The organism is Candidatus Pantoea deserta (genome assembly GCF_003813865.1).
Classification (GTDB): domain Bacteria; phylum Pseudomonadota; class Gammaproteobacteria; order Enterobacterales; family Enterobacteriaceae; genus Pantoea; species Pantoea deserta.
Window position 1 is genome coordinate 1 of sequence record NZ_RMVG01000034.1, and the last position, 16,410, is coordinate 16,410.

Here is a 16,410-nt window from a genome sequence, read left to right on the forward strand (position 1 = left end):
TACAAAATAATATTAGCCAACGATCTTTGTAGCTCATTACTCAAAAAAGGTATGAGCTATCACTTTATTAATATGGCTGCTACGACAATTATATGATACTAACTGATTGTAACAGGCAACAATGCTGATGGCAGAAAAAACCGCAGCTATGAAGGATTGCCCATTAGAATCAACCTCAATGCCAAAGCAAACATTATGAAACCTGTAAGCCTTTGCTGCCATATCAAAGCAACTGGATATTTATTAAAAATCTTTCCAATGGCATCCGATGCCAGGGCTATAATGGATAATATAATTAGCGCCAGAGTTTTTTGAATAGTGCCAAGAACGGCCAGTTGATACATCACATGTCCGTAAGAGTTGTTTACAAACTGAGGTAAAAAAGCAAACATAAACAACATAACTTTCGGATTTGTAAAATTATTAATCAGCCCTTCTTTTACAGCGCTAAAGGGACTTATTTCTGTCGAATTTAAGAGAGAAACTTTTTTTCCAATCGAGGTCCATAGCATTTTTAAGCCTATGTAACCCAAGTAGGCTGCTCCAGTAAAGCGCAAGAGTGTTAAAAAAATCGGGTGTGATTTTATTAAGGTAGCTAAACCTAATGCAAGGAGAAGGATTTGAAAAACGCCAGAGACCACCGTGACGCCAATAACCACTAACAGAGCTGTTTTTCTTCCCTGGCTGATTCCTCTCGCAAGGATAAGCATCATATCAGGTCCAGGTGAAAGCTGTAAAAGCAGAACAGCAAAAATGAAGGTTGAAAGTACTTCGTAGCTAAACACGTTAATATCACTCACTTTTCAATTTAAAAGATAATTATTCTTTTTACGGCCATAATCTCGATCAGGATTATACACAAATGATTCAAAAAAAACATCAAGCAACCCCCGCGCCACGCAAAGAATAAGCCATTGAATTATATACAATTAAAATTAAATCATGAGGCAAAACCAGTGATTATACCTCCTCTTTTGCTAAATTATGATTTATAAATGATTTTTTATTATAGCCAAATACACATCAAATGATTGTGTAAACCCATCATTCCTAATATTTTAGCTGAGAATTTTTATTTCATCGATTAGCCACATAAAACTGCACAGGGAATAAGATGTTTAAATCAAAAATTAAATCAGCTCACGTATTAGCTTTATCGTTGTCATTAGTGACAGGTTTAGTACACGCCACGACTCTGAAAGTAGGTGTACGTGCCGGTGTAGATGAGGAGCTGTGGAATGTTGCTGCTGTGGAAGCAAAAAAATCAGGTTTAGATGTAGATGTGGTTGTTATCAGTGGTTCGGCAGATCCTAATGAAGCATTAAACAATGGTGATTTAAATGCCGATTCTTTTCAGCATATCCCTTATTTAAAGTCAGAAATTCAAAACCGTGGCTATAAAATAACAAATGTAGCAGATACTTACATTTCACCTATAGGGTTTTATTCTAATAAATTCAAAAAGTTAGAAGATCTCCCTAACAATGCAACCGTTAGCCTTCCATCCGATCCGCCAAACCAAACGCGAGCTTTAGTTATTCTTCGTGACCATAAATTAATCACGTTGAAGGATGGTTTTGATCCTTATAATGGCACCGCTACTTTAAATGATGTTGTATCTAATCCCAAGAAACTCAAATTTATTGAAGCCGGTAATATTATACAGGCGCGCTCCCTTAACGATGTTGACGCGGCTGCTATCGAGAATCAATTTGCAGCACAAGTTAATCTGTATGCCACACGTGATGGTATTGCGATTGAAAAACGCGAAAACAATCCGTATGTAAACGTGATTGCTGTTAAAGAATCTGATAAAAACGCTGAGTGGCTACCTGCTTTAATAAAAGCTTATCAATCAGAACCCGTTAAACAATACATAAAGACACATTTTCACGGTTCTGTAATTCCTGCATTCTAAGTTAAAAAGTGCTCTGTTACATGCAGTCATAACAGAGCCTCTTTGAATTAATTTTTTAGAGTAAATCGTGGCAGATAAACATATAGAAGTAATAAATGTCAGTAAACACTTTAAAACTGACTCAGGACAAGCTACGGCGCTTGACAATGTCTCATTTGAAGTCAACAGGGGAGATATTTTTGGTATCATCGGCCAAAGTGGGGCAGGAAAATCTACCCTTCTTCGTACGCTTAATAAGCTAGAGGATGTTTCATTTGGCCGCGTTTTTGTAGATAACATTGATATAGCCTCGATTGACTATGCCAGCCTCCTGAATTTAAGAAAAAAAATTGGGATGATTTTTCAGCATTTCAATTTATTTTCCTCTCGCTCTGTCGTTGCGAACGTTGAATTTCCGCTCATAAGTTCAGGGTACAAGCGCAGTGAAGCAAGAAAAACGGCTCTTGCTCTTCTTGAAAGAGTAGGCTTGCAAGAAAAGGCTTTTGATAAACCCTCTAAATTGTCAGGAGGGCAAAAGCAGCGCGTTGGTATTGCGAGAGCGCTGGCGCATAACCCAGAAATTTTACTTTGTGACGAAGCAACTTCCGCCCTTGATCCTGAAACTACCCATTCAATTTTGAGTCTCCTCAAAGAAATAAACAAAGAACTGGGTATTACGATCATTTTAATTACTCATGACATGGGTGTCATAAAGAAAATCTGTAACAGATTAGTTGTCTTAAGCAAGGGGAAAATCGTAGAGACAGGCTCTACACATGAAATTTTTTCTAATCCAAAAGCTGAGGAAACACAGCGTCTGCTTTCTCCACTTTCCCTGGATGGAATATCTAGCCTGAATGGATATTTTGAGAGCAAACCCACTCATCAAAAATATAAAAAAATCCTGAAGTTATCTTTCCCGGGGAAAACCCTGTCACAGGGCATTCCTATTTCTGTACTGTATTTACTTGGAAAAGAGTCCGAGATTATAAAATCCAATATTGAACAATATGAATCCTTTATCCTGGGAAATATCATAGCCGTTACACCACAACATCTGGATTTAGAAGTTTTAAGATTAAATCCTGTTATTAAAGATTACAATGTTAATATTGAGGTTATGGGTTATGTCTCAGATCATGCTGGATAAATATTTTCAGGCTTTACTACAAACATTAGAAATGGTTGGCGTTTCAATGCTAATCGCTGTGGCTGCAGGAATGATAATAGCTATACTGCTTACTATTACATCACCTGGTGGACTGTATGAAAAACCGGTTGCATATAAAACTCTCTCTCTTGTCATTAACCTTTTAAGATCCGTACCTTTTATTATATTGCTTGTTGCAATCCTCCCATTTACCCGCTTTATAGTAGGGACCACTCTTGGAACGTGGGCGGCCATTGTTCCTATAAGCATTAATCTGATTCCTTTCTTTGCAAGGATTTCGGAAGTGAGCTTAAGGAACATTGATAATGGTCTGATTGAAGCAGCTAAAGCAATGGGTTGCCGAAGAAGAAGAATTATTTATAGTGTTCTACTCCCTGAGGCATTGCCTTCTCTGGTCGGTGGAATAACCGTTACAACCATTGCTTTAGTCGAAACTTCTGCTATGGCAGGAGCTGTGGGAGGCGGCGGACTTGGAGATATGGCAGTCCGATACGGTTACGAAAGATATGAAACACAAGTTATGATTGTCGTTATAGTTATTTTAATCGCTCTTGTTTCATTGATTCAAATTATTGGTGATCTGTTCGTACGCAAAATTCTAAGTGCGAGATAGTTTTTTAGCGAGATTGGAAGCCAGTACCTACAGCTTGCGCTTTTTAATCTCGCTCAACCAGAATCTTACTAAGAAACATTAAAACATTTCTTCCATTTTTTAAAATCCTAAAAGACCCTTCTCCGTCTGGCCTCTTCTTTCTTAAAGAATAGCAAAATCACAATGTGTAGGTATTTACTGTTTAAAAATATCTTGTGCTCATCCACAATGCTTTTTCATAAACAAGGAAATGTACCTCTCTTTTTACATAGTGATAATAAAATAGACATTAAGTTTTCTCCACCTTTGGCAAATATCTGGTTAATGATACTTCCCATTTGGGATGAGTATTTTTTTAGGACGTTTTGCTGATCTTACGAATAAAAAATGTAAGCTCTGAACTGGCAGTCCCAGGGACTTTAACTTCACAGCATGTAATTACTCTTGGTTGAAAACGACTGTTGAAATAAGACCTTAAGCAAAAAAGGCGCTCTGAGAGCGCCAACGAACCCTACGTAGTCACTCTGCGGTGACTAACTCTTCTTTTTAACGCGTCCCGACTGTCGGTATTGATCTATCACTACGGCGAGCACGATGATGCTGCCCTTGATGATATCCTGATAGTACGCATCGACGCGCAGGAAGGTAAACCCAGACATCATTACCCCGAGTATCAGCGCACCGATTACCGTACCAAGGATGCGACCGCGCCCTCCCGACAGCGAAACACCCCCGATTACTGCCGCAGCGATTGCATCCAGTTCATACATCATCCCCATTCCAGCCTGTGCCGTCTTGATACGAGCAATGGCCACCATTGCAGCCAGTCCCGCCAGTAGTCCCGCGATCACATATATCTTTATCAGATGACGTTCAATGTTGATCCCTGAAGCGCGTGCAGCCGGCAGATTAGCGCCAATAGCATAAGTGAACTTACCAAAGCGGGTATAACGCATGATGAGATGGAACAGTAGCGCGACTACAATGAATATTACTACCGGTGCCCAACGTCCCAGACCATTACCCAGCCATGCAAAACCATCAGTAAAACCAGACACAGGACTGCCTTCGGTATACCAGTTGGCAACACCGCGCGCTGCCACCATCATCCCTAGAGTGGCAATAAAGGGAGGGATTTTAGTCAGGCTAATAAGCAATCCGTTTACCAGCCCCGCTGCCGCGCCGATAAGCAGCCCAACTCCCAGAGGCACGATAAAAGGCAGGTCCGTCATACCCGGATAAAATACTTTAGGCCAGAGCGAACTCTGCGCAAAAGTAGCAGCAATCATGGCGCTCATCGCGACCACCGACCCGGAGGAGAGATCGATACCGCCGGTAATGATGACTAACGTCACCCCTACTGCAATAATGCCGATAACAGCAACCTGCAAAATGATAATTTGCAGGCGATGCAGGTTGAACAGGAAGCTCTGACCGACCACGATCCAGCCTGCGATTTCAAAAAGTGCGGCAATACCAAGAAAAACCAGAAAGATACTCACTTCAGTTGGCAGACGTTTTTTGCGCCTCACCGGGACTGGCTGGATATTATCTGTGGATGACATAGTCATGATTACCTCACATGAAACTGTTAATGAGCCGCCAGACTCATGATGGACGTCTGGTCAGCCGTCACCGCATCAACAATGCCGGTGACCCTTCCCTCGTGCATCACTACGATGCGATCGCTCATGCCAAGGACTTCAGGTAGCTCAGATGATATAAGGATGATGGCTACACCCTGCCGCGCCAGTTCGACGATCAGACGGTGGATTTCTGCTTTCGCCCCAACATCAATACCCCGGGTCGGCTCATCAAGGATCAGAATGCGGGGCCGGGTAAGCAGCCAGCGGCAAATCAGGACCTTTTGCTGATTTCCTCCAGAGAGGTTTTCAATGCACTCATGCATATTGGGCGTTTTTACGCGAAGCTTCTGACAGATGTCATGGCAGTCCACCTCCAGCCGCGCCTCGTCAACAATGCCGTTGCGGCAGTAGTTTTCATGAATGGCGGCGATCTGCATGTTTTCCTGAATATCCAGCGCCAGAAAACAGCCGGTTTCCTTTCGATCCTCCGTCAGCATCGCCATCCCGTGCCGGATAGCTTTATAGGCAGAGGACATCACAAGCGTTTTTCCATCCAGCGTAATAGTGCCGCCTGTAGCCGGTGTAACCCCGAAGAGGGTTTCCGCCACGTTTGAACGACCAGAGCCCACAAGACCAGCAAATCCCAGTATCTCACCGGCACGCAGATCAAAAGAAACGTCCTGAAAGATGCCTTCCAGCGTCAGTCCCTCTACTTTCAGCGCCACATCCCCCATCGGCACCACTTCTTTTGGAAACATCTGTGTGATCTCGCGGCCAACCATCATTTTGATGATCTCTTCTCGCGTCACGCTAGACGCATCATGCGTCCCCACGTATTTCCCGTCGCGAAAGACAGTGAACTCATCTGCAATCTCGTACAGCTCGTTCATTTTGTGCGTGATATAAACAATGCCGATGCCGCTGTCGCGAAGGTCGCGGATAATGTCAAACAGATGCGCAACCTCGGTTTCCGTGATGGAAGACGTCGATTCATCCATAATCAGCACATCTGCCTCCAGCGATACGGCTTTCGCTATCTCAACCATCTGTCGGTTAGCCATGGAAAGCTCACTGACAAGCGCATCGGGATCCAGATTTAGCTTAAGACGATGCAGCAATGCTTCTGTCTGATCATACATAGCATCATGGTCGATCAGTCCAAATCGATTACGGGGCTCACGACGTATCCAGATGTTTTCTGCCACCGTCATAGAGTTCATCAGCAGCAGTTCCTGATGAATCATCGCGATGCCTGCCTGCTGTGCGGCGAGCGGGCTGGTCAGCGTAATGGTCTCTCCGCGCAGCCGGATGTTACCGCTGTCAGGCTGGTACAGACCGGAGATAATTTTCATTAAGGTGGATTTTCCGGCACCGTTTTCTCCCATTAATGCATGCACGGAGCCGGGTTTAATTTTCAGTGAGACATCGTCGAGTGCCACCACGCCAGGAAAGGCTTTACGCACCTTCTCCACTTCCAGAACGTAGTCCCAGCCCAGCGGCGATCGCGACACGTCTCTCGGACGTACCGGGGTTGAAAGAGTAGTCATGAGCGTCTCCTGGTTATTTCAGGAACTGATTCATATTTGCTGGCGTAACCAGCTGATAAGGAATAAGGACGCGCTTTGGCACCTTTTCCCCTTTGACCAGCTTCATGGCGGTGACAAGTGCCTCACGCCCCTGAGCCGTCGCATCCTGGAAAACGGTGACATCCAGATCGCCTGCTTTCATTGCATTCAGCGCATCGACCGTAGCGTCAATACCGGCTACCACAACGGTTTTCATATCGCGGTTGGACGCGTGTAGCGCCTGGATTGCACCAAGCGCCATCTCATCGTTATTCGCAACGACCGCATCAAATTTCAGGTTGGTTGAAAGCCAGTTAGTCATCAGGTTGTTGCCGCCGGTGCGCGTCCATTTGGCGATCTGCTTGTCAACGACCTTGATCCCATCGCAAGGTGCCTTTTTAAATACGTCTTCCACCGCCTGAGTACGCAGGACGGCTGATTGTTGAGCCAAATCGCCCTGCATAATGAGCACATTCCCTTTGCCGTTAAGCAGGCGACAGACCTCTTTGCCCTGCAACGTACCGCCTTCAATTTCGCTTGAACCTACGAATGCCTGGTTTTCAGGCAGCATGTTGATGTTGGCCGGCTCCCGATTGACGTAAACCAGCGGTATTTCGGCTTCATGCGCTTCGTCCGAAATCGACTGTACTGCGGTACTGTCCACTGGATTCACGATAATGGCCTGCAGGCTGGACGCGGCGAAATTCTGAATCTGGTTAAGTTGGGTACCGACCTCATTTTTACCGTCCTCCATCTGAACGGTTGCCCCCTCTTTTTTGGCTTCGTCGGTAATGGCGCTGCGCAGAATGGTCAGCCAGTTGTCATCAAATGCTGACATGGCAACACCAACCTGAGGGGAAGCAGCGTGAAGAACGCTGGAGAGGGGCAGCATGCACAGCAGGGTAATGAGTTTTTTTGTAGGGTTACGCATGATGTTCTCTTCTTTCGTGAGTTTATTATTGGGCCGTTAAGGCGGCCCTGTTTTTACGTCAAAGAATCAGCCGATGTCGGGCAGCGTATAATCCGATACGGCATCCGCAAGGCAGCGTTTCAACAGCGTTACGGATTTCAGCACGCCTTCGTCGCGCGCCATGATTGCATCCTCATGTTCAATGCTCAGTACGTCGTCGTAACCAACCTGGCGAAGGTGGTAACAGAACTGCTTCCACCACAGTTCGTCCTGGCCGTATCCGAGCGTGACGTAATTCCACGAACGCTCGCGGTTTTTACTCCCGTGCAGGGTTTCCAGCCGAGTCGTCAGCGCCGTCTGACGATGGTTGATCCACGTGTCTTTCGCATGAACGTGATAGATGGCATCTCCGAGGTCATGAATGCAGGCCAGCGGATCAGCACCCATCCATATCAGATGGCTGGGATCAAAGTTCACCCCAACGGTTTTGCCTACGGCCTCACGCAGGCGCCAGAAAGTCGGCACGTTATAAACCAGCTGGCCGCCGTGAAACTCTATGCACAGGCGTCCGACTCCATGACGGTTGGCAAGCTTCACGCGTTCTTTCCACCAGGGAATGGCGACTTCATTCCACTGGTATTCCAGAATCTCGCCACAGAATGGCGGCCAGGCGAGAGTTATCCAGTTTGGCCACTGATCTCCCGGACCACCCGGCAGGCCGGACATCATGACTACACGATCGATATTTAGCAGTCCGGCAAGCTCCAGCGTGGCATCGGCACAGGCTTCGTGCTCCTTGCCGCTAGCGCCAGGGTGAAGGGGATTGCCGCTGGCGTTAAGAGCTGAAATACTCAGCCCATGATCTTTTACCCTGGCGAGAAAGTTACGGCGCGCATCACCGCTGGAAAGCAGTTCCGACAGGTTAAGATGGGGTGCCGATGACCAGTTACCACAGCAAAATTCGATATGGCTCAACCCCAGCTCAGCTGCAGCACGCAGCATATCGTCCTGGTTCAGATGGCCCAGGCTATCTGTGACCATGCCGACTTTCATAATTGCACCGCCCTGCCGGTTTTGAGCGACGTCAGAGCCGCATCCGCCAGACGCAGCGCCTGAAGGCCATCTTCGCCAGAAGGATGAATGGCCGTTTTGGTCTTCAAGTGCTCGATAAGGCTCGCAAATTCCTGACGATAGGCATCGCCATAGCGTTGCAGGAAGAAATGCATGGGTTTCTGAGCCACTACACCCTCAGCGACTGACTTAATCAGGCTGTTTTCAGGATGGTTAGCCACAGCAAGCATTCCCTTGCTGCCATGGACTTCAATTCTCTGGTCGTAACCGTAGCTGGCACGGCGACTGTTAGTAATCACTGCCATTTTCCCGCTGGCGCAGGTCAGCGTGATCACGGCGGTATCCACATCGCCGAGTGCTTTGATCTGTGGATCAATCAGCGCAGCTGCGCTAGCGAATACTGAGACTGGCTCTTCCTGCAGCAGCCAGCGTGCCATGTCAAAATCGTGGATCGTCATGTCACGAAACAGACCACCGGACGTTTTAACGTAATCCGCAGAAGGGGCTCCCGGGTCGCGAGAGCTAATCGTCACGAACTCAAGCTCACCGACTTCCCCATCTGACAGCGCCTGCTGAAGACTCGCCATGCTTGGATCAAAACGACGGTTGAAACCAACCATTAAGGGAACGTTCGCTTCACGCACGGTTGCCAGGCAGCGCTCAACGCGCTCCATACTGAGGTCTACCGGTTTCTCACAAAAGATGGCCTTACCGGCGCGAGCAGACGCTTCTATAAGATCAGCGTGCGTATCTGTCGCGCTGCAAATAGCCACAAGATTGACACTACTGTCTCTGAGGGCATCTTCAAGCGAGCTTGCCTGAGCACCGTATTTTTCAGCCAGTGTTTCTGCGGCGGGCTGGTGTACGTCAACGACGCGTACCAGCTTACAATCAGGGTGTGCGGCAATGTTACCAGCATGGATTTGGCCAATACGTCCTGCGCCAAAGAGGGCTACATTAAACATGAGCGTTTCCTTTACTTGAGCGAGTTGATAGCTACCGGACGACGATCGCGGGCAGCATGTTGAATGGCTTCCAGTACCCGTGCGACGGCGAGTCCGTCAGCAAAGCTTCCTTTGGTATAAGCGCGGTTTTGCGCCACAGCCTGCATGAACTCGGCGATCATGAACCCAAACCCCTCCGCATAGCCAATAGCAACGCCGTCGTGTGGTACAGGGATCATGTCGCTGAGATACGGGAAAGTTGGGTTGTTTGCCTGTGTCATAAAGGCCCCCTTTTCAATCCCGGCTCGGGCAATTTTGTACTCCCCCGGACGCTCGGAGTTGAATAACACGGTGCCTTTACTGCCCGTCAGGGTGAAGGACAGCGTATTACCCATACCCACCGTTACGCGGCTGGCAGAGAACAGGCCCTGACATCCGTTGTTGAAGCGCATTACGCAGGAGCTAATGTCGTCCGTGTCCACAGTTTCTGTTTTATCGCTCAGTGTGACGTGGGTGTGTCCGGCACCTGCTGTAAGGGGCAGATAGCGCTCTTTTATGAAAGTATCCGTAGTGGCACCTACAATTTCTGTAATGTCGCCACAGAGGAAGCGGGCTATATCAACAGCATGCGCACCCACGTCGTGTAATGCACCGCCGCCCGCTCGACTCTCGGTGTAACGCCAGCTGTGCGGCAACAGCGGATCGGCAGCATATCCGCACTGGTACTGCACCAGCAGGTGTGTCGGCGTACCTATTTCGCCCCTCTCAATAAGCTCTTTGATCATGGACACAGCCGGAATTCGCCGATAGTTAAAGACGCTGCCGCTGATGCCCTTGCTCGACGCAGCCAGCTCAGTCAGCTCTTTCGCCTGTGCAGCCGTCAGCGCCAGAGGCTTTTCACACAGCACATGCTTGCCAGCGCGCAGCGCCGCCGCCGCGACGTCTGCGTGCAGAAAGTTCGGTAGCGCTACGCTGACGATATCAATCTCGGAATTATCCAGTACGGCCTGCCAGTCGCTGGCGACATGAGCAAATCCCCATACGCGCGCCAGTTCTCGAGCAGCGTCCTCACGTGCGTCGCATACGGTATGCAGAACAAACTGGCTGTCCGGGCCAGCGAGTCGAGCCTGATGTGCCCGATATCCTGATGCGTGAGCAGCGCCGATCATGCCGGCACCGATAATGGCGATATTGAATGTTTTCATTTCGCCACCTCCTGCCACTGCCCTGACTCGGCTGAAGCAAAGAGCGCGTCTATTACGCGCATCTGAGAAATGGCATCTTCCACGCCAAACTCCGGAACCATCTCACCGCGAACGGCGCGGGAGAAGTTGGTTGCTTCACACTGATACTGCTCGACTACCGGCAGAATACGCGGCTGTGGTGCGGCATCGTCCAGACCTGTGTGGGAGTCAACCCAGAGCGTGGCTGGTGAGCCTTTACCCGGTACATAAGGGGCAGAAAGGTCCAGAAGGGATTTTTCACAGACAACCTGTACACGCTGTGACGCGGCCATCTTGAGACCAACGGTTAGCGTAACCTGCTGCCCCAGACCGAAGTCCAGGATGGCATGCGTAGTTTCATCGGTACCGTTTTCTGTTGAGCGCGCCATTGAGCAGAACACGCGCTCAGGTTCGCGTTCCAACAGATAACGGGCCGTCATAACGGTGTAACAACCCAGGTCAAACAGCGCACCGCCGCCCTTTTTCGTGTCAAAGCGAAAGTCACCGGGATTATCCAGCATGAAGGAGAGCAGAATCTGCGCGGTCTGTAGTTTGCCGTGCTCTCCACTGCGAAGCTGCTGGCGCAGAATATCGAACTGAGGGTGATGACGAACCATAAAGGCTTCTGCAACCAGAATATTTTCTGGAATGTCGCGCAGACGCAGCGCTTCAGTGGCGTTAAGGGCGATGGGTTTTTCACACAGCACGTGCTTCCCGTGTGCCGCTGCGGCCATGACCATATCGATATGCTGATCGTTTGGCAGAGGAACGTAGATGGCCTCAATATCGGGATCGTTCAGCAGTTCCTCATAACTACCAAAAGCTTTTCCAATGCCGAACTGCGCAGCCTTCTCCCTGGCTTTTTCAGGAGAACGCGAAGCGATGGCTTTAACCTCACAATATTCGCTTGCCAGCATCGCTGGAATAAGTTTGGCACAGGCTATATTGGCGGTGCTGATAATCCCCCAGCGGACCGGATTACTTACTTTGATAACCCCTTGGTTCGACATCCTTTACCTCTCAGACTGAGTGTCATTGCGTATTTCGCTGTTCTGCGAAAGTGAAAAATTTATGTCGCAATTGATCGCTCTCAGTGATCTTTAAGTCAATCAAGCCGAGATAAATGATGCTTAAATAATGATGTGCATCACACATAATTTTGATGTTAATTAAATCATTTCAGTAAATACTTAGTTTAATCAGTGTGATAGGTAATTTTGTTTTTTGGGCCTTTATAGATATGATTAATCATGTCGCAAGAATGATGGGGTTTACATCAGTTATGAACGATAAACTTTTTCGCCGTGGTCCGACTGTTGCTGAGATTGCTACTCTTTCCGGATTAGGCTCTGCAACCGTCGATCGCGTCATTAATGACAGGCCGGGCGTAAAAGAAAAAACACGTAGTCGTGTTCTGGCGGCTATTAAGCAGCTCCAGGAAGATCAAGATGCCCATACAGAAGCCCCAGCTCAACGCATTGCGTTTATATGCGAAGCCGGATCCAGCTTTATTACTATCATTGAACATGAAGTTAAAAAATTTATCAGTGAGAATACGCAATATAAATTTACTTTTGACAGCATTCCCAATATTCAGGTGAACAGCGAACGATTCAGTGCACTTATTCATAGCCGCTCAAAGGAGGCAGAGGGTATTATTCTTGTGTCGCGGGACGAGGCAAAAGTTAATCGAGCCGTCAGGGGGGCCGTAGATCGAGGTGTGCCAGTAATTTGTCTGACAACCGACCTGCCTAATTCACGGCGTACAGCCTATGTTGGCGTGGATCAAGTCAGCACCGGAGCGACAGCAGCCTGGCTGATGGGAAAAATGTTGCCAAAAAAATTTGGAAAAATTCTGCTGCTGTTCAGCGCCAGTTATCGCACGCAGGAAGAGCGAGAGATAGGTTTTCGCCGGGTATTACGCACCGAATATCCACATCTTCATATTCTCGAGCGAGTGAATTTTAATGATGAAGCCGAGGGTGCTTACATAAGCGTGAGAAAATTTCTGCTTGAAAATGAACCTATGGCAGGGATCTATAACATGGCGGGCGGTAACCGTGGCGTAGCGCGTGCACTCTCAGAGTTTGGCCTTGCTGACAGGGTTCTGTTTTTTGGGCACGAACTCAGCAGTTTTACCCGCACACTACTGGATACAGGCGAAATGGACATCGTGCTTGGCCACGACGTACAGCAGGAAATCCAGCATTGCATCAATATCCTGAAGAAAATTCGAGCAGGCAAACCCTGTAGCGATGTAAAAACTGCTCTCCAGATTTATAATAAAAACTCGTGGTTTGACTGATTTTTAGCGATCAAATGAAAATACTAGAATCGTGAATAGCGAGTGTAGATAAGCGATGGATAATAAGATCGCTCGGGTTTAACACCACGACACAGTTTGTCAATGGCTTCAATACAGCCGCTGACTTCACGATCCATGTCATGTGCGAATACAATATCCATCCCTCCCTGTTCGAGCAGCTTTTGAGTATGTTCAGTCAGCTCATGCCCAATAAAGATGGTTTTGCCGGTTAATCCTGCTTCATTAAGTGCTCGGGCTACCCCACGGTTGCCACCAGCAAGATTATAAATTCCAGCTACGTCAGGATTCTGTGCCAGGAAATCGCGGATGATTTTATAGGTCCCGTCAGATTCATCGTTTGAATTAATTTTCTCAATCACACTGAGGTGCGGGAACTCGCTGCGCATAACACGCCGGAACCCCATTTCCCGTTCTTCCTGAGCCCGGTAGGTGGAGCTGGCTACGAAAACCACTTTGGCACTTTTTTGTCTGATCATCCGGCCCATGAATAAAGCAGCGTTCGCTCCTACACTCACTTCATCGACACCAATATACGCCGCCGAATGCGGCATATCCGATGTCAGGCTGACAATCGGAACGCCCTTACCTGCTGCCTCACGAACCTCGCTATTGATCAGCATGTCCTCACGTGAGACAAGCACTACCCCATCAGAATTTGCGATGCGGGATTTTAGCGTCTGGCAAAAAGAGAGCTGTTCGCGTTCACAGTTCAGCACACTGTCAAAGGTAAAGCTGATATGAGGAAAGGCATATTTAACTCGCTCCAGTGAGGCACGAACTATTTCAATAAAGCTGCTGCCAGCATCAATAACAAAGGCTATGTGACGGGAGGTAAGAGGCTGAAGTTCTGGTCCACCTTGCTTCAGAGCATTTTCGACGCGCGTTCTGGTACTTTCTTTGACTCCTGGGCGGTTATTCAAAACGCGATCAACTGTTGCAGTGCTTAACCCGGAAATACGGGCAATATCCTGAATAGTAAGTTTTTTTCGCACGTTTTGCTCAGCCATAGAAGTACCCTGGAAAGTGAAAGGGAAGTCATGATAGTGCATATAGCATGAAAAATTAACAAATGATGAGGTGAGGTATGACGGCAAGAACTTCTGAATGAGGGCTATCAGCACCAGGCTGATACCCAAAGTATGCAAAATTAGCGCTTTTTGCGGCAGAATTTGACCATAAATATGAGCGCAACTAGCAAGAAAATCGCGCCGGCCCCAAATCCAATCCATGCGAGCAGGGCCGCATAACAAATCAAAAATGATGAGCCACCGCCTTGCTGGATTTGCAACACGTCCTGCTCGGTCAGTCCAGGATCGTCTTTCCCATACTGCGCCATCACGTAGTTAGTTACGGAGGCAATCTGAGCGGGTGAAAGAGTCGACGTGATATGTTCTGCCTGGGCACTAAATGCTGGCATTGAGGCCATAGTTCCCTGAGTCTCACGGTAAATGCCCTGGCTTATTGCCATCACAACGTTATTGGCCAGTTCGGCACCGACCGCAGAATTACGAGACAGTGACGGAATAACCTGATCTGGCGTTCCTTCACCTTGCATGCCGTGACAGGCCGCACACGCTGAGTTGTACAGAGAGACCCCGCTAAGGTTAGACAGGTTATCGTGTCGGGAAGGTGTGGCATTATTATCAATCGGAAACTCGCTGCTCTCCCAGTCAGCTGTTTTTGCCTTATCAACAGAATAAGCCGGTGTCTGCTGCTGAGCATTTCGAACCGGTTTCACCGTTTTCAAGTAGCTGGCAATGGCTTGCAGATCGGCATCGCTCATATGCTGAAAACTGTTCTGCACCGCTTCAGCCATACCGCCGCCTGCTTGCGCTTTGCCCTCAACATGGCCAGTTCGCAGATACTGCACCAGCTCTTGATTGGTCCAGCCGCCGATGCTGGAAATCATGCCCGTATAATGTGTGGAAGTGTCCTGTGTCAGGGCCAGGAAAGAACACGTCTAATAATCCCTGCGGAAAGAATCACTGGATAATTTTATTATTTTCTTATTTCTGGACGAAAAGCCATTACTCGTATCTATTCACTTGTTCAAGGCCGAGCTTGAGATTGCCACTGTATCGCCGGCTTCGGTTTAAGAAAGGGCGAGATCATCAGCATCCTGATGGTCACCACGGCTAAACTTTGCAGATAACGGCAGGACAACCTGGATTAGGCTTACTGCCTGCGCGTTAACTGGCTATAAAAACATGTGGCCGCTATACAAGGTACGAACATTAAACTTACCGTATCGGTAAGGCTTATTTCACAGGTTTTGAAACGACACCAGAACCACTGAGAAGCATGCGAATACCAAGACCTACCATGACAACGCCTGTAAAACGCTCCTGCCATTTGATAAAGCCAGGGTGTTTACCTAACCAGTTGCCAAATGTCCCTGATGCCATTGCAACGGACCCCAGAGAAACAATTCCAGCCAGTTTCTGAATACTGCCCAGAACGAGCAGCTGTAGCCAGACAGGGCCAGCCACGGGATCGACAAACTGAGGAAGAAAAGCAAACATAAACAGCAGGGATTTTGGGTTAGTGAGGCTGTTCAGAGCCCCCTCTTTCACCGCATTCCAGTCAGAAATCTTTGCGGTTTTTCTCAATCGGGTATCTGTGCCTGAGGTGGCGATCATTTTTATGCCCAGCCATATCAAATAAGCAGCACCGCCCCACCTCAACAGATCCAGCGCAACCGGCCAGGCGTGAACGACGGTTACAAGTCCCAAAACTAAAAAGGAAACCTGCACAAACCCAGCGACAAAGACATTACCCAGTACTGTCAGTAAAGCTATTCGTCTTCCCTGACCAACGCCTCTGGCGATGGTTAGCATCATGTCGGGCCCCGGAGAAATCTCCAGAAGCGTCAGAGCTAAAAGGAAAGTGATGAAGGTTTCAATGGAAGGCATGATAGTGGCATCCGAGAAAAAATTTCTTGCTACGTTACCTCACCCTCAAAAAAGCCGAAAGCAGAACCTCTTGTCAGCACAAGGTTACGAACGCTTCACCCTCATGAAGGTATCTGTAGGGGTTAGAAATTCTGATATTCAGAAGGCTGTATAGGCGAAATATTTTCTCTTACAGGCGCAATCATATCCCGGTAGCTTAATTAGCACGCTGTT

15 protein-coding genes are annotated in these 16,410 nt (G+C 47.9%); 4 read left to right on the top strand and 11 right to left on the bottom strand.

The features are described from left to right. Nucleotides 1-146 precede the first annotated feature (146 nt). A complete protein-coding gene (locus tag BBB56_RS22675; RefSeq protein WP_233593093.1) occupies nucleotides 147-785 on the bottom strand; it encodes a LysE family translocator in 639 nt (212 codons plus the stop codon). A 329-nt stretch (nucleotides 786-1,114) separates the two neighbouring features. On the opposite strand from BBB56_RS22675, the gene BBB56_RS22680 reads away from it, so the two are divergent. From BBB56_RS22680 to BBB56_RS22690, 3 genes are all read left to right on the top strand, one after another. Then, nucleotides 1,115-1,918: a MetQ/NlpA family ABC transporter substrate-binding protein gene (locus BBB56_RS22680; RefSeq protein WP_123803156.1), complete on the top strand. Its 804-nt coding sequence runs from the start codon at nucleotides 1,115-1,117 to the stop codon at nucleotides 1,916-1,918. A gap of 67 nt (nucleotides 1,919-1,985) precedes the next feature. Further along, on the top strand, nucleotides 1,986-3,047 hold the full coding sequence (locus BBB56_RS22685) for a methionine ABC transporter ATP-binding protein (RefSeq protein ID WP_199756296.1): 1,062 nt from the start codon (nucleotides 1,986-1,988) through the stop codon (nucleotides 3,045-3,047). Beyond that, nucleotides 3,025-3,681 carry a methionine ABC transporter permease gene (locus BBB56_RS22690; protein ID WP_123803158.1) on the top strand — a complete coding sequence of 219 codons (657 nt, stop codon included), beginning with the start codon at nucleotides 3,025-3,027 and terminating at the stop codon, nucleotides 3,679-3,681. The genes BBB56_RS22685 and BBB56_RS22690 overlap by 23 nt, the downstream gene beginning before the upstream one ends. A gap of 512 nt (nucleotides 3,682-4,193) precedes the next feature. Here the strand turns inward: BBB56_RS22690 and BBB56_RS22695 are convergent. The 7 genes from BBB56_RS22695 to BBB56_RS22725 all read right to left on the bottom strand — a co-directional run bounded on the left by BBB56_RS22695 (nucleotide 4,194) and on the right by BBB56_RS22725 (nucleotide 11,969). After that, entirely contained in the window at nucleotides 4,194-5,225 is a 1,032-nt protein-coding gene (locus BBB56_RS22695) for an ABC transporter permease (protein ID WP_233593094.1), read from the bottom strand. Nucleotides 5,226-5,251: 26 nt separating this feature from the next. Continuing rightward, a complete protein-coding gene (locus BBB56_RS22700; protein WP_123803160.1) occupies nucleotides 5,252-6,793 on the bottom strand; it encodes a sugar ABC transporter ATP-binding protein in 1,542 nt (513 codons plus the stop codon). A gap of 13 nt (nucleotides 6,794-6,806) precedes the next feature. Beyond that, complete coding sequence (locus BBB56_RS22705; protein WP_123803161.1) at nucleotides 6,807-7,742, bottom strand: sugar ABC transporter substrate-binding protein; 936 nt, start codon at nucleotides 7,740-7,742, stop codon at nucleotides 6,807-6,809. Between the two features lie 66 nt (nucleotides 7,743-7,808). Beyond that, entirely contained in the window at nucleotides 7,809-8,762 is a 954-nt protein-coding gene (locus BBB56_RS22710; RefSeq protein WP_233593095.1) for a sugar phosphate isomerase/epimerase family protein, read from the bottom strand. Nucleotides 8,763-8,770: 8 nt separating this feature from the next. Further along, complete coding sequence (iolG, locus tag BBB56_RS22715) at nucleotides 8,771-9,757, bottom strand: inositol 2-dehydrogenase (RefSeq protein ID WP_123803163.1); 987 nt, start codon at nucleotides 9,755-9,757, stop codon at nucleotides 8,771-8,773. Between the two features lie 11 nt (nucleotides 9,758-9,768). Next, nucleotides 9,769-10,941 (bottom strand): Gfo/Idh/MocA family protein, encoded by a 1,173-nt coding sequence (locus tag BBB56_RS22720; protein ID WP_123803164.1) that lies wholly within the window; start codon nucleotides 10,939-10,941, stop codon nucleotides 9,769-9,771. Beyond that, entirely contained in the window at nucleotides 10,938-11,969 is a 1,032-nt protein-coding gene (locus BBB56_RS22725) for a Gfo/Idh/MocA family protein (RefSeq protein WP_123803165.1), read from the bottom strand. The genes BBB56_RS22720 and BBB56_RS22725 overlap by 4 nt, the downstream gene beginning before the upstream one ends. Nucleotides 11,970-12,241: 272 nt before the next feature. Here BBB56_RS22725 and BBB56_RS22730 point away from each other — a divergent pair, with 272 nt between their 5' ends. Further along, complete coding sequence (locus tag BBB56_RS22730) at nucleotides 12,242-13,264, top strand: LacI family DNA-binding transcriptional regulator (RefSeq protein ID WP_123803166.1); 1,023 nt, start codon at nucleotides 12,242-12,244, stop codon at nucleotides 13,262-13,264. Between the two features lie 23 nt (nucleotides 13,265-13,287). On the opposite strand, the gene BBB56_RS22735 is transcribed toward BBB56_RS22730, so the two are convergent. The 3 genes from BBB56_RS22735 to BBB56_RS22745 all read right to left on the bottom strand — a co-directional run bounded on the left by BBB56_RS22735 (nucleotide 13,288) and on the right by BBB56_RS22745 (nucleotide 16,197). Further along, entirely contained in the window at nucleotides 13,288-14,292 is a 1,005-nt protein-coding gene (locus tag BBB56_RS22735) for a LacI family DNA-binding transcriptional regulator (protein ID WP_158673960.1), read from the bottom strand. A gap of 140 nt (nucleotides 14,293-14,432) precedes the next feature. Continuing rightward, nucleotides 14,433-15,194 (bottom strand): c-type cytochrome, encoded by a 762-nt coding sequence (locus BBB56_RS22740; RefSeq protein ID WP_123803168.1) that lies wholly within the window; start codon nucleotides 15,192-15,194, stop codon nucleotides 14,433-14,435. A gap of 349 nt (nucleotides 15,195-15,543) precedes the next feature. Further along, nucleotides 15,544-16,197 (bottom strand): LysE family translocator, encoded by a 654-nt coding sequence (locus BBB56_RS22745; RefSeq protein ID WP_123803169.1) that lies wholly within the window; start codon nucleotides 16,195-16,197, stop codon nucleotides 15,544-15,546. Nucleotides 16,198-16,410: the final 213 nt, after the last annotated feature.